This is a genomic window from Leptolyngbya sp. 'hensonii' (genome assembly GCF_001939115.1).
Taxonomy (GTDB): domain Bacteria; phylum Cyanobacteriota; class Cyanobacteriia.
Genome location: NZ_MQTZ01000063.1, coordinates 1 through 14,021 on the forward strand (window position 1 = coordinate 1; position 14,021 = coordinate 14,021).

General features: G+C 53.2%; 10 protein-coding genes and 1 pseudogene. 6 read left to right on the forward strand and 5 right to left on the reverse strand.

All coding sequences use genetic code 11. The features are described 5' to 3' along the window. Positions 1–223 (forward strand): annotated as a pseudogene (locus BST81_RS25485) (ISKra4 family transposase); the annotation flags it as partial. On the opposite strand, the gene BST81_RS25490 reads toward BST81_RS25485, so the two are convergent. Together BST81_RS25490 and BST81_RS25495 are read right to left on the reverse strand one after the other, a co-directional pair. Continuing rightward, positions 208–708 carry an acyltransferase family protein gene (locus tag BST81_RS25490; protein ID WP_075601327.1) on the reverse strand — a complete coding sequence of 167 codons (501 nt, stop codon included), beginning with the start codon at positions 706–708 and terminating at the stop codon, positions 208–210. The pseudogene BST81_RS25485 and the gene BST81_RS25490 overlap by 16 nt on opposite strands. A 380-nt stretch (positions 709–1,088) precedes the next feature. Continuing rightward, entirely contained in the window at positions 1,089–1,832 is a 744-nt protein-coding gene (locus BST81_RS25495) for a hypothetical protein (RefSeq protein WP_075601328.1), read from the reverse strand. A 210-nt stretch (positions 1,833–2,042) separates the two neighbouring features. Here BST81_RS25495 and BST81_RS25500 point away from each other — a divergent pair, with 210 nt between their 5' ends. The 4 genes from BST81_RS25500 to nblS all read left to right on the forward strand — a co-directional run bounded on the left by BST81_RS25500 (position 2,043) and on the right by nblS (position 10,997). Next, positions 2,043–4,616 carry a CHAT domain-containing tetratricopeptide repeat protein gene (locus BST81_RS25500; RefSeq protein WP_143780501.1) on the forward strand — a complete coding sequence of 858 codons (2,574 nt, stop codon included), beginning with the start codon at positions 2,043–2,045 and terminating at the stop codon, positions 4,614–4,616. A 62-nt stretch (positions 4,617–4,678) separates the two neighbouring features. After that, positions 4,679–7,573: a CHAT domain-containing tetratricopeptide repeat protein gene (locus BST81_RS25505; RefSeq protein ID WP_075601329.1), complete on the forward strand. Its 2,895-nt coding sequence runs from the start codon at positions 4,679–4,681 to the stop codon at positions 7,571–7,573. 78 nt (positions 7,574–7,651) lie between these two features. After that, positions 7,652–8,935 carry a phosphoribosylamine--glycine ligase gene (gene purD / locus BST81_RS25510; protein ID WP_075601330.1) on the forward strand — a complete coding sequence of 428 codons (1,284 nt, stop codon included), beginning with the start codon at positions 7,652–7,654 and terminating at the stop codon, positions 8,933–8,935. A gap of 31 nt (positions 8,936–8,966) precedes the next feature. Further along, positions 8,967–10,997: a two-component system sensor histidine kinase NblS gene (gene nblS, locus BST81_RS25515; RefSeq protein WP_075601331.1), complete on the forward strand. Its 2,031-nt coding sequence runs from the start codon at positions 8,967–8,969 to the stop codon at positions 10,995–10,997. On the opposite strand, the gene BST81_RS25520 is transcribed toward nblS, so the two are convergent. Together BST81_RS25520 and BST81_RS25525 are read right to left on the reverse strand one after the other, a co-directional pair. Continuing rightward, positions 10,987–11,274, reverse strand: coding sequence for a hypothetical protein (locus BST81_RS25520; RefSeq protein ID WP_075601332.1), 288 nt, complete (start codon positions 11,272–11,274; stop codon positions 10,987–10,989). The genes nblS and BST81_RS25520 overlap by 11 nt on opposite strands. A gap of 157 nt (positions 11,275–11,431) precedes the next feature. After that, positions 11,432–11,686, reverse strand: coding sequence for a hypothetical protein (locus tag BST81_RS25525; protein WP_253188492.1), 255 nt, complete (start codon positions 11,684–11,686; stop codon positions 11,432–11,434). A gap of 283 nt (positions 11,687–11,969) precedes the next feature. Between BST81_RS25525 and gcvT the strand changes: the two genes are divergently transcribed. Next, entirely contained in the window at positions 11,970–13,106 is a 1,137-nt protein-coding gene (gcvT, locus tag BST81_RS25530) for a glycine cleavage system aminomethyltransferase GcvT (protein WP_075601351.1), read from the forward strand. Between the two features lie 387 nt (positions 13,107–13,493). Here gcvT and BST81_RS25535 read toward each other — a convergent pair whose 3' ends face one another. Beyond that, positions 13,494–14,021: a peptidoglycan-binding protein gene (locus BST81_RS25535; RefSeq protein ID WP_075601333.1), complete on the reverse strand. Its 528-nt coding sequence runs from the start codon at positions 14,019–14,021 to the stop codon at positions 13,494–13,496.

The window sequence follows — 14,021 nt, forward strand, 5'->3', positions numbered from 1 at the left end:
GGTTTCGACTTTCATTGGCTACCTCAGTAAGCATCGACAGCGGATTGTCAACTACGGCTATTATCAAGCCGAAGGCATCTCCATTGGTTCTGGTGCGATTGAATCGACGGTCAAACAAATCGGGCAGCGCATCAAGATATCGGGAGCACAGTGGGAAAAGGACAACGTACCACAGGTACTCAAGCAGCGCTGTGCTTACCTGAATGGTCAATTCTCAAAATGAGTCTTACAAAACTGGGATGCACTCTCTAAGATCACCGTAAAGAACCAGAACCCTGGGTTGATTGCCTGAAATTGATATCCAGCAATGCCGAGCAGACTCAAAATGAAATTGAATCCTGACTTGATCTTAAATTGGCCTCCCAAAAAGGAGAGTACCAAGGTAAAGAATATCGCCAGAAAATAGCCCGGATACAATCTGATTAATCTTTTTTTAAGCCAGCTAAGCCAGTCAAGGTGAGACAGGGAAACTGCAGCAGGTTTTAGCAGGGAATAACCAATATTGAAACCAGCAATAATAAAAAAAATATCTACTGCAGCAAATCCTAATTTTGCTGCAATTTTGTCTGTAAGAGTTTTAATCAGCGGAGTAGCATCAGGATAGTTTTGAAAAAAGTGAAAAACCAATATTGTCAGGATAGCAATTCCTTTAGCCTGATCAATCCACTGAAACCTGGGTTTTGAATTAGGGGAGAGTTGTTCACTCATCTGCTTTCTTGGGACAAATTCTATGAATACAAAGCACTATTTACTTAGCCTCTTAACTTTAGAATTAGCCAGATTTCCAGAGCTAATTCGTCAGCCCAACTAATAGGAAAGAGGCAAAGAGATGGGAATGTCACGGGAGCATGTCACTTTTGCAGTGATGCTTTCTAGCCCTCATCCCCCAGCCCCTTCTCCCAAAAAGGGCGAAGGGGAGCCGAATCATTTCAAAGTCCCTCTCCCAAATTGGGAGAGGGATTTAGGGTGAGGGCAAAGGTGACATGTACCCAATGTCACTCCCATAATAGTTGCCCAATTCAAAATTTTAGCACTCAGATAAAATTGGTCGCTTCCGGCTCAGAAAATCCGTAATCTATCATCATTTTTCAAATACCAAACTCTTCTCTGAGGGGCTCTACTGACTTCCTCATCCACCATGAAAATCTCAAGTTATTTTCATTGGACGCCATATTTTCTCCCGTTCCTATCACATAAATTGCACCGGGAAATGGCAGGGGTTTCAGAATCACCCCGCGCTGTTTTAACTTATCTTTTACTTGGCCATGATCGATCAGAAATTTATAATATCCATAACCCCGATTCAGCTCAAGTGCAGGCACATCAATCACCTGAAGATTGAGAATATTACAGGTCCCACAGGCTTTATAGAACTCCCGCTTCCAATAGGCTTGAGCGGCAGTTTCGAGATACTTAAACCCTGTTTTAATAAACCAGCCTGCTGCATCCTGATGCTGATTCACAAAAGCTGCAATTCTACAAGAGATCAAGTCATCAGAATCAACAACCATAGCGTGGGATGCGTCAATCCCCAAATTATGAATGTGATGTAAACCTGAAAGTATTTTTTTACCCTTGTCTACTCGTTTCTGCTGCCGAATTTCCTTTGCAGTCATTGATGATGATACATCTGGCTCAAAATCCACTTCTAAATAATGGAGATTAGGATGGAAAAAATCAGTTTCTGGTTTTTCTCGATGAATGACAATAGCACGAAACTGTTCAGAGGTTTGCCTACAAACTGAGCGCATTGTTCTATCCAACAACCTGCTCGTTGCCTCCCAGTCTTTAGACATTTTCTTCCCTTTCAAGGGAATAATAAATACTATCATTGGTAACATCCTCAAGTAGGAAAAATAACCGACATTAGCATCCGATAAGAGATGCACACCATTTCATACCAACTCTTAGCACTTTCCAAATATTCGTAATCTGAGTCAATTCATTTCTTCCAGAATGATCAGAAAGGAGGTGTAATTAACTTTTAGATAGGGTGAGGACAAGTCTCTTGCTGGGGGCAAAATACCCAGTCCAGAGATATTATGCCTTTTCCAGAATTGAACCGCTATCAGCACAGGGGAGCCAGAAGAATGAACTTCCATCGGTTGAGCAGACATGGTTTCGTGGCAGGGCTGGTGACCGTGACGATCGGCCTCTCCAGCCTGGTCCCCCTGCAGGCCCAGTCCCCCGATACCCTAAAGACTTTTTACCAGCAGACGATCGATACTTTTGACAAAAATCTAACCGCAGCCCGCCAGAGCAAGCAACGCTGGCAGGAAGTGGATGTGCTGAATGGGGCCGGAATCGCTTACCGCTATTTCGGCAACTACCAGAAGTCGGTTGAGGTGCTGCAACAGGGCCTGACGATCGCCCGTGAGATTAAAGACGCAGGTCGAGAAGATCTGATCCTACGGGAACTGGCCGCCACCTACAGCAAACTGGGGGATTACCTGGGCATCAAATTCTATGAGCAGCAACTGCAATCCCTCAAGTCGAGTGGGAATTCTGCCAGCCGGGGAGCTATTTTGCGGAACCTGGGGCTGGCCTATTTGCAGAGCGGCAACTTTCTCAAGGTCATCGAGGTATACGAACAGTATGTGCCGATCGTCCGGCAGGGTCAGAACCCCCTGGAGGAAGAGATTGCCCTCAGCATCCTGGGCGCAGCCTACCGCACCCTGGGGGAAAAGGGGAAGGCAGCAGCCATCCTGGAACAGCGGTTGGCCCTGGCCCGCCAGACGAAAAACAGTCAGACCGAATTCCAGATCCTGAGTGAACTGGCGGTGATTTACCAGTACAGCAACCAGAGCCAGAAAGCCCTAGCCCTCTATCAACAGATGTTGCAAACGGCCCGGCAGTCAGGGAATAGGACCCAGGAGTCCAATATCCTGTATCAACTAGCCCTGCTCTATACCAGTTTGAACAACCTGCCCCAGGCTCAGACGGCACTGGAACAAGAGCTGGCGATCGTCCGCCAGGGAAATGACCTGTTCACCCAGGGATTGGTGCTGGAAGGGCTGAGCCAGGTTCGGGCACTGGGGGGCAATCTGGAGGCTGCGATCGATCTACAGCAACAGGCGATCGCAGCCTATCGCAGCTTCAAGCAGGACAGCAAAGAGACCAACCCTTCGGCAGCCACAGCCCTGGGCCGATTAGGGCTCTTGCAATTTCGGGCCAGGCAATTCCCAGAGGCCGAGACCACCCTGCAGGCATCCCTCCGGGAATACCAGGCGTTTCTGGCCCAGGTTCTGGGCAATGCCAATCTGTTTGCCATCAGCCGGGATGATTTGAATCTCTCCCTGCGGGAACAACTCAGCGATATCTACCGCACCTTACAGCAGATTTATCTGGCCCAAAATCGGAGTGATACGGCTCTGGAAGCGGCAGAAGAGGGAAGGGCGAGAGCTTTTATCGAACTCCTAGCAGGTGGTAAAAGCTCCCCTGAGGCGATCAAACTTGCTACCATCCAACAGGTCGCCAAAGCCCAGCAAGCAACTCTGGTGGAATACACGGTTCTCTATGACAGCAGTCCCTTTGCTCAATTTCGATCGGGAAACCAACAACCCCAGGAAACCGGGCTGCTGATCTGGGTCGTGCGACCCGACGGCACCGTTACCTTCCGGCAGGTTAATCTGAAAAGGGGGGCGAAAGTTCCGACCCTGGCCGATCAGATCATCAGCACCAGAGGCAGCATTGGTGCGGGAAACCGGGGTTTCAGCTTCAATGAAGATCCGAACCTGGTGCGGGATGCGATCGCCAGCACGGGCAACACAACCCCCAATGCAGGATTGCGCCAGTTGTATGAGCTGCTGATCCAGCCGGTCGCCGATCAGCTCCCCCAGGACCCCAAGGCTCGGGTTATCTTCATTCCCCAGGACTCCCTCTTCCTGGTGCCCTTCCCAGCCCTGCAGGATGCTTCTGGCCGCTATCTGATCGAAAAACATACGATTCTAACAGCACCAGCGATCCAGGTGCTGCAGGCGACCCGCAAGCCTTCCAGCTCTGGGAACGTCCTGGTTGTGGGCAATCCCACCATGCCCACCGTCCGGTTCCAGATCGGCACACCACCCCAGCAACTGGCCAGCCTTCCCGGTGCTGAACGGGAAGCCCAAGCGATCGGTGCCCTATTCAACACCCAACCCCTCCTGGGAAAACAGGCCACGGAAACCACCGTGACAACCAGGATGCCCCAGGCCCGTATTATCCATCTCGCTACCCATGGCCTGCTGGATCGGTTCATTGGCTTCCAGAGTGCCCTGGCCTTTGCGCCCTCCGGTCAGGAGGATGGCTTACTCACCGCACGGGAGTTACTCAACCTGAAGCTGACGGCTGATCTGGTCGTTCTCAGTGCCTGCGATACAGGCCGGGGCCGGATCAGTGGCGATGGGGTGGTGGGCCTGTCCCGATCGCTCCTCTCCGCTGGGGCAGCCACCGTGATCGTCTCCCTCTGGAAAGTGCCGGACACGCCCACCGCTTTTTTGATGACGGAATTTTATCGGAACCTGAACCAGGGGTCTGATAAAGCCCAGTCCCTACGGCAGGCTATGCTAGCAACGTTGAAGCAATATCCCTCCCCTCAAGACTGGGCCGCCTTTACCCTAATCGGACAGGCGGAATAAAGATCAGGAGCCGTACAGGGTATGGTACAAGTCCGTATAAAAACTGCCCCAGGAGTATAGCCATGCTGTCCAGATCAATCGGTATTGCGGCGATCACCCTGTTGATGCTTGCATCCCCTGCTATTCCTCCCCTGACCGAACTGGGATGGCTGTCCCTGGTGCAAGCTCAGCCCCCCACTCCCTCTCTGGAAGACCAGATCACGGAGGGGGTCTATCTGAACCAGCAGGGCTGGGATGAGTTGATGCGAGCCGACACGAAAGCGGCCCTAGCTACCTTTGAGAAAGCCCTGGCCATCTTTCGGAAGACGGGAGCTCGGGGCGGTGAGGCCATTTCCTTGAATCGGATTGGCAAGGTCTACTATTACACCCGACAGTTTGAGCAGGCTGCCCAGTATTACCAGAACTCCCTCAAGATCTGGCGAGAGATTGGAGGACCGGACGGGCGATCAGGGGAATGGCAGGTTCTGTCTGACACCATAGACCTGTATATGGAGATGAGCCGCTATGAGGAGGCGATTCAGGTCAACCTGCAGGCCCTGGCGATCGTGCGGGAACTGAAAGATCAGAACAGTGAACCTTTCCTGCTCGATACCCTCGCCCGTTCTTACTTTCGGCTCGGCCAGTATGCCCAGTCCCTACGGGCTTACCAGGAAGCCCAAAAGATCTATCAGGCCAGCAATGATGTAGCCGGTGAGGCGGCTGCCCTCAGCAATATGGGGGTGATTTACACCAACCAGGGAGAATATGCCCAGGCCCTGGATGCCTACCAGAAGGCTCTGGATCTGTACGTAACCCGTCTGACGGCTTACCAGGGGGCGAAAGCAACGGTTCTGAATAACATGGCGGGGGTTTACTTCAGTCTGGGACAGTATCAGAAGGCATTGCAACTGTCCCGAGAGGCCATGAAAATTCTCAAGCGCCTAGGGGTCGTTGCCCCTAAAGCTACCTTTGGTAATGTCACCTTGCTATATGACAACCTGGGGCAATTCTCCCAGCCCGTGACTTTTCGCTTTCAGGAACAGGCAAGTCGCCAGAACGTGGGCGATGCCTTTGGCAAGGATGATCCAGTCAGTAGAAGTCAGGGTGCTACCCTGACCAATATTGGCCAGATTCTGCTGAATGCAAATCAACCAGATCAAGCACTACAGGCCCACCAGCAGGCATTCGCGGTTTATCAGGAAGCTGCTAATCTGTCCGGGCAGGCGATCGCCCTCAGCAATATCGGTTACGTTTACGAGATTGAAGCCAAGCATGAGCAGGCTCTGAAACAGTATCAGCAGGCCCTGGAGATCTATCGCAAGCTGGGCGATCGCGCCGGGGAGGGGGTAGCCCTCAGCAATATCGGCAAAAGCTACAGCAATCTGAAGCGCCCGGATCAGGCCCAGTCCTTCTATCAGAAGGCGCTAGTGCGCCATCGGGAGGTGGGCGATCGAAGCAATGAGGGCACCACGCTGCGGAACCTAGGCCAACTATTGCTTCAGAACGGTCGCTATGCCGAGGCGAGTCAGACTCTGCTTCAGGCTGTAACAGTGGTGGAGTCTTTGCGCCCGGGGCTGAGTGATGCCAATAAGGTATCTATTTTTGAGACCCAATCCCGCACCTACAGCTATTTGCAACAGGTGCTGTTGGCCCAGAATAAAATTGCAGCCGCCCTGGAAATTTCGGAACGGAGTCGGGCCAGGGCCTTCGCGGAGTTGCTGGCCCAACGCCTGGTAGAGACTAAGACCTCTCCCACCATCCCAGCCCTATCCTCAGAGCAAATCCAGAATATTGCCCAAAGTCATCAGGCCACCCTGGTGGAGTATGCCCTGATCGAGGAGGATGTGCCGGTCCAGGGCATACCGGAGCCCCATGCAGTCAGGCTCTTGATCTGGGTAGTACAGCCCACTGGCAAGATCGCCTTCCGCGAGGTAGACCTGCAGGCATGGAAACAGGCCCAGGGGAAAAATGGAGCCTTCCTGGAAGATCTGGTCAAACTCAGCCGGGTCTCCGTAGGAGCCACGGGTCGGGGATTCACCTTCAATGAAAATCTAGAGGAAACGAAAAATTTTCCCACGCCGACCACAGCTGGATCTAACAAACAGCGGTTGAAACAACTGTATGACCTCCTGATCCAGCCGATCGCAGACCTGCTCCCCCCCGACCCCAATGCCAGAGTTGTCTTCGTCCCCCAGAAGTCCCTTTTTCTGGTACCGTTCCCGGCTTTACTAGACGGAAGCGGGAAATACTTGGTCGAAACCCATACCCCCTTAATCACCCCTTCCATTCAAATTCTGCAACTGACGCGCCAGCAGCGAGAACAGCTAACTGGAGCCCAGGCTGCGGCTATCCAACCTGAAGAGGTGCTGATTGTCGGCAACCCCACCATGCCCACCATTCGGTTTAATCCAACTGCACCCGCCCAACAATTACCAGCGTTACCGGGGGCAGAAAAAGAGGCCAGGGACATTGCTACCCTTTTAAAAACGGAGGCCCTGACGGGAAATCAGGGAAGCAAGACCACAGTGCTGACCCGCATGGTCACAGCCCGGATCATTCATCTGGCCACCCATGGATTGCTGGATGACTTTAAACGGGTCGGCGTCCCAGGGGCGATCGCCCTGGCTCCCTCTGGCCAGGATGACGGGTTGCTGACCACCGGCGAGATCCTCAACCTGAAACTGCAGGCTAATCTGGTTGTTCTGAGTGCCTGTGACACAGGCCGAGGCCGGATCACAGGGGATGGGGTGATTGGGTTGTCCCGATCGCTAATAGTCGCAGGCACCCCGAGTGTGATTGTCTCCCTCTGGCAAGTTCCAGATATCCAGACCGGATTCCTGATGACCCATTTTTACCAGAACCTGAGCAGGAACTCTGACAAAGCCCAATCCCTACGGCAGGCTATGCTGGCGACGTTGAAGCAATATCCCGATCCAAAAGATTGGGCCGCCTTTACCCTGATCGGAGAAGCCGATTAATTAGAACGAATGTTTTACATGCGCTAGCATTCCTTTGTCATGGGATAATGAAATACATTTGGTTAAAAAGAGTACGCTGTGAAGGTTTTAGTTGTCGGTAATGGCGGGCGAGAACATGCTCTGGCATGGAAACTGCTGCAGTCAGACAAAGTTCAGCAAGTTACCTGTATCCCCGGAAATGGCGGCACTGCAAAGCTAGAGCATTGTCGGAACATGCCCATGACGGCTGAGGACTTTGAAGGCATTGGCCGCTTTGCCCTGGTGCAAAATTTTGCTCTGATCGTGATCGGGCCAGAGGCTCCCCTGGCCCATGGCATTACAGACTATTTGCAACGTCAGGGGTTAACCGTATTTGGCCCCACCCAGGCAGGGGCTCAGATAGAAGCCAGTAAAGCCTGGGCCAAAGCTTTAATGCAGCAAGCAGGCATTCCCACGGCTGCGTCAGAGGTATTCACGGAAGCGGAAGCGGCAAAACAATACATTAACCATCGGGGAGCCCCGATCGTCGTCAAGGCCGATGGCTTGGCTGCTGGCAAGGGCGTCACCGTTGCCATGACAGTTGCTGAGGCCCATGGGGCTGTGGATGCCGCGTTTAAAGGGCAATTTGGGGTAGCAGGAAACCGGTTGGTGATTGAGGATTATCTGGAGGGTCAGGAAGTGTCAGTGCTGGCCCTCACTGATGGCAAAACCATACGCCCCTTGTTGCCCGCCCAGGACCACAAGCGAATTGGGGAAGGGGATACGGGAGCCAACACTGGGGGCATGGGGGCTTATGCACCTGCACCCCTGGTCACTCCGGCCCTGATGCAACGGATTCAAACCGAAATTTTGGAGCCCACGATCGCGACCCTGAAACAAGAGGGGATCGACTATCGGGGGATTCTTTATGCCGGTCTTATGATCACCCCAGAGGGCGATCCCAAAGTCATTGAATTCAACTGTCGCTTTGGAGATCCAGAAACCCAGGCCATCCTGCCCTTGCTGGAAACCCCACTGATTGACCTGTTATTAGCCTGCAGCAACCAGCGTCTGGCTGACCAGCCGCCCATTGTCTGGAAAGAGGGCGTCTCGGCTTGTGTGGTTTTGGCTTCTGGGGGATATCCCCACGCCTTCCAGAAGGGCCATCCTATCTCTGGACTGAGCGAGGCAGAGGTGATGGGGGCGATCGTTTTCCATGCCGGAACCTATCTGAAAAATCAGGAACTGCTCACTGATGGGGGTCGAGTTTTGAATGTAACGGCCATTGGGGATACCTTTGAACAGGCACTGGATAAAGCTTACAATGCGGTTCGCTGTATTTATTTTGAGGAGATGTACTATCGTCGCGATATTGGATACCGCGTCAAACCGGCGAATAGTTAATAATATGTAGCAGAAGGGTTCTGGAGTCGTCTTGCTCACTTTACTCAGAACGATTCGGGAAATTCTTGTCCGCTGGTGGTCAGAATTCACACTGCAGACCAAGCTGATGGCGGGAGCAACCCTGGTTGTCTCTCTGATCATGAGTGGGCTGACTTTTTGGGCCGTGAACACGATTCAGCAAGACGCCCATTTAAATGACACTCGATTTGGGCGAGATCTGGGTCTGCTACTGGCAGCGAATGTTGCCCCCATGGTGGCAGATCACAATCGAACGGAACTGGCTCGTTTTTCCCATCAGTTCTACAGCAGTACCTCCAGCATTCGCTACATGCTCTACGCTGATGCGGACGGAGAGATTTTCTTCGGGATTCCGTTCTCCGATTCGGAAGTCCAAAATTCCCTCACAATCCGTCGTCGCATCCAGCTCCCAGAAAACTTTGCCGATCGGTCAGAACTGCCGATGGTCCGCCAGCACATTACGCCGGATGGGGAAGTCACTGACGTATTCATTCCCCTGCTGCACAATGGCAAGTATCTGGGCGTGCTGGCGATCGGGACCAATCCCAATCCCACGGTTGTGACCTCCTCCAGTCTGACCCGAGATGTGACGATTGCGGTTTTTGTCTCCATCTGGGTCATGGTAATTCTGGGAGCCGTCTTCAACGCCCTCCAGATCACGAAGCCAATTAAAGAACTCCTGGTCGGGGTCAAAAATATTGCGGCAGGGAATTTCCAGCAGCGCATTGATCTGCCCTTTGGTGGGGAACTGGGAGAACTGATTCTCAGCTTTAACGATATGGCGGAACGACTGGAGCGTTATGAAGAACAAAATATCGAAGAGTTGACAGCGGAAAAAGCCAAGCTGGAAACCCTGGTGACGACGATCGCGGATGGGGCAGTGCTGCTGGATACAGACATGCACATTGTCCTAGTCAACCCCACTGCCCGCCGCTTGTTTGGCTGGGAAGGTCGATCGCTAGTCGGGGAAAACATTCTGCACCATCTGCCCTCGGCGGTGCGGGTAGAGCTCACCCGTCCCCTCTACCAGCTCACCGGCAGCCAGACTCCAAAAACCGGCCTGCCTGCCACCGTCTCTCTGCGGGAAGCCTCTGAGTATCGCATCAGCCTGCCCGAACCTACCAACCGCACGGTTCGCATCCTGCTGACCACTGTGCTGGATCAGTATCGCGATAGCCTCAAAGGGGTGGCCATGACTGTGCAGGACATCACCCGTGAGGTGGAGCTGAACGACGCCAAGAGCCAGTTCATCAGCAATGTCTCCCATGAACTGCGAACGCCCCTGTTTAATATCAAGTCCTTCATTGAAACCCTGCATGAGTATGGGGAGGAACTCAGCCAGGAAGAGCGGCGGGAGTTTCTGGAGACGGCCAACCATGAGACCGATCGGCTGACTCGGCTGGTGAATGATGTTCTGGATCTGTCCCGTCTGGAATCCTGCAAGGTCTACCACCTGGAACCGGTCGATATCGTCTCTCCGGTAGAACAGACCCTGCGCACCTATCAACTGACGGCTAAAGATAAGGGCATTGAACTCCGATATGAGATTGTGCCAACCCTGCCCTCTGTGATTGGCAATTACGATTTGCTGCTGCAAGTCTTTACCAACCTGGTGGGGAATTCACTCAAATTCACCCAACCGGGCGGGCAGGTCGTGATCCGGGTGTATCCGCTAGAAGACAGGGATCATCCCGTGCATGGGTTGTTCAACCCGGCAGCCGACAAGGCCACCATGAGCCCCACCAAATTTGTGCGGGTGGAAGTCTCGGATACGGGGATTGGGATCGATATGGAAGACCAGGAAGCCATCTTCGATCGCTTCTTCCGGGTGGAAAATCGGGTTCATACCCTGGAAGGCACGGGCCTGGGGCTATCCATCGTCCGCAACATCATTGAGCGGCACAACAGCAAGGTGCAACTAGTGAGTGAAGTGGGCATCGGCACCACTTTCTGGTTCGACCTGGCCACCTACCAGGAACCGGCAAAAACGCCAGAGCATCGACCCACCGAAGCAGATCCCTTACCTGCCGCAGTCAACGAGTAGGCATCTCCTGCCAATCAGGGCAGATCTCATCGAGCGTCCAACCCGTGGGATGAAACCCACAGACCAGCAGCGATCGCCTGGCTCGACTGTAGCCATAGGAAACCCCGTGGTAATGTTCGCAGCCGACGCAGACCCTGGGACGGGATGGGGCCACCTCGATCGGAAACCCGAGTTGCGATCGCAGAATATATTGCTCGCTCTGTTGTCGGTGCCATCGGGTATAGGCAAGCTTCTTATAGAGATAATTGGTATGGAAGATGTCCTGAGCTGCATCCATAGGAATCCCCGTTGGCAGACTACTCCTCTAGAGTACCCAGGATTTTTCTCCTGCTGCACTAATGCATCAAAAAATCTAATTTTGTATTTAATTACACAGAATTAATTCTTTGAGTTCAACTAACGAGCCAGCCAGAGGTCTTGGTTCTTTGAAAGCGCTACTTTAGCTTCGGTACCAGATCTTTCTGGCGCAAACCACGCTCCACCAGAAGCACTTTCAGCAGTTCAACACCAGAGATATCCGGAACAGAAACATGCTGCGCTTCATACTCATAGACCAGCGTTCCTAGAACATTCAGATAGTCCTGCTCATCCGGCGTGAGCGCACCTTTATCGATCAACTGGTCAATGACAACCTGTGTAGCAGCCAGCTCTGCCTCTGACGTAATCGGTCGGGGCGGAAACGCTAGCAAAAGCTGGTTGTATGGTTCAAGATTCGGCTTTGCTGAATGCAAATATGAATTACCCTCATCCCCAACCCTTCTCCCGCAGGAGAAGGGAGCTAAAACTCTTGTTCCCTCTCCTTTGGGAGAGGGCTAGGGTGAGGGCTGCATAAGGCTCAAGCACGAAAATCATCCTTCTATTCAGCAACGCCCAAGATTCTTCAAACCAGTCGTCACTCGTAGGGAGAGGGATTCACTCAATTATGGATCGAGTAAACTGCAAAAAGTCTGCATGATTAAGGATGGACCTCCTGTGGCGAACCCAAAGACCGAAGCCCGTAAACCGCCCCTCTCCCGCACGCCCCTGTATGAGCTGTGTCTGGAACAACAGGCCCGCATGACAGCCTTTTCTGGCTGGGAAATGCCCGTGCAGTTTGCTGGCATTTCCCAGGAACACCAGGCCGTCCGGCAACAGGCTGGGATGTTCGACATCTCCCACATGGGGAAGTTTCGCTTCCAGGGAGAGGGGGCGATCGCCCAACTTCAGGCCCTCTTTCCTTCCGATCTGAGTCGTCTGCAACCAGGAGAGGCCCAGTATACGGTGCTCCTCAACTCCCAGGGGGGCATTCTGGATGACCTGATTGTGTACTATCAGGGCACCAGCGACACCGGCGTCGATCGGGGGGTGATGATCGTCAACGCCGCTACCCGGGTGCGGGATAAGGTCTGGATCTTGCCCCACCTGGATCCCCAAAGGGTCAAGTTTGAAGACCTGTCTAAAACCCAGGCCCTGCTGGCCGTCCAGGGACCTGAGGCCGTCACTCTCCTGCAATCCCTGGTCGATGCTGACCTGTCTGGAGTGAAAGCCTTCGGCCACCTGGAAGCCGCTGTGGCAGGCCAGCCTGCTTTCCTGGCCCGCACTGGCTATACCGGCGAGGATGGCTTCGAGGTGATGCTAGAACCAGAGGCGGGAAAAGCCCTGTGGCGATCGCTCCTGGCGGCTGGGGTCACCCCCTGCGGCCTGGGGGCCAGGGATACCCTACGGCTGGAAGCAGCCATGGCCCTCTATGGTCAGGATATTGACGAAACCACCACCCCCCTGGAAGCCGGGTTGGGTTGGGTCGTGCATCTGGCCGACAAGGGAGATTTCACGGGTCGATCGGCTCTGGAACGGCAGAAGCAGCAGGGTATGCAGCGCCGTCTGGTCTGTCTGCAAATGGCGGGCCGGAATATTGCCCGTCATAATTACCCGGTGCTATCGGAAGGTGGAGAGCCGATCGGCATCGTCACCAGCGGCACCCTGTCGTTGAGCTTAGGGTACCCGATCGCCATGGCCTATGTGCCGACAGAGTACGCCCAGGTCGGAAAACAGCTCCAGGTAGAGATCCGGGGCAAGCATTACCCAGCAACTGTGGTGAAACGGCCTTTTTACAAGCGACCCAGCCTGTAAGGGCATTCCTTCGAAGCCACTTCAAATTCCAGCGATTCTTCGCGGTTATAGGTGGGTTAAGTAGGTAGACCTAATTATTCAAGTGCCTGGATCAGGGTGTGGTTTCAACCTTTAAATCTTCAGTTGCCAGATCAAATAACCCGTTAAGCACGCAAAATAGTTTTTCTAAATCGGTGATGGTGCAACTAGCTAAATTTTTTGTAAAAACCTGATGGTGTAAATGACATTGACCGTGCAGACTCTTTGCAGCAGGTCAATGACGGGTTCTTTGTAGTCCGAAAATTTGTAGGTGTTAAAAGGACTACTTAGGATCGAAAACTAAATAAAGTGGGGTGCAGGGGCGTTGCCCCTGCACCCCATTTGTTCATCTTATTTAATTCGTGATCCTTACCACCAGCGCCGATTGTTGATGAACCAGCCCGATTGCTTCGGTTGTTGGGGCAGGGGCTGACCCTGACGCAGGGTCGTCCAGGTGATGGAATCCACAATGCCATCGGCCTTTAACTTTTGTCGCTCTTGAAAGGCATGGACCGCTTCCTCAGTCTGGCGATTGAACACCCCGCTGCGCGGCACTGTCAACCCGTAAATTTGCAACAGTCCCTGCAGCTCCCGCACATCTGCTCCTGTATGGCCCCGTTGCAGCTTGCGGGAACCCACCACCACCGTTTGCTTTAACAACGTCCAGGTTGTGGCACCCACCACACCATCCATCCTCAAACCATGCTGATCCTGAAACGATTTCACCGCCGCTTCGGTCTTGCTCCCAAAACAACCATCCACCACCAGACGAAAACCATGGGCTGTCAGCAGTTCCTGCAGTTCCGCCACAGCCGGTCCTCGATCCCAGGGGTAGAGACAGGGGTTGGTCAGTTCTTCGTAGGACGTTACGGTTTCAAGATTGGGATCGGAATTCAT

Bases quoted from the DNA above. Each gene is read 5' to 3' on its own strand.
- BST81_RS25490 (WP_075601327.1), bottom strand. From the start codon at position 708: ATGAGTGAACAACTCTCCCCTAATTCAAAACCCAGGTTTCAGTGGATT.
- BST81_RS25495 (WP_075601328.1), bottom strand. From the start codon at position 1,832: ATGATAGTATTTATTATTCCCTTGAAAGGGAAGAAAATGTCTAAAGAC.
- BST81_RS25500 (WP_143780501.1), top strand. From the start codon at position 2,043: ATGCCTTTTCCAGAATTGAACCGCTATCAGCACAGGGGAGCCAGAAGA.
- BST81_RS25505 (WP_075601329.1), top strand. From the start codon at position 4,679: ATGCTGTCCAGATCAATCGGTATTGCGGCGATCACCCTGTTGATGCTT.
- BST81_RS25520 (WP_075601332.1), bottom strand. From the start codon at position 11,274: ATGGATGCAGCTCAGGACATCTTCCATACCAATTATCTCTATAAGAAG.
- BST81_RS25535 (WP_075601333.1), bottom strand. From the start codon at position 14,021: ATGAATTCCGATCCCAATCTTGAAACCGTAACGTCCTACGAAGAACTG.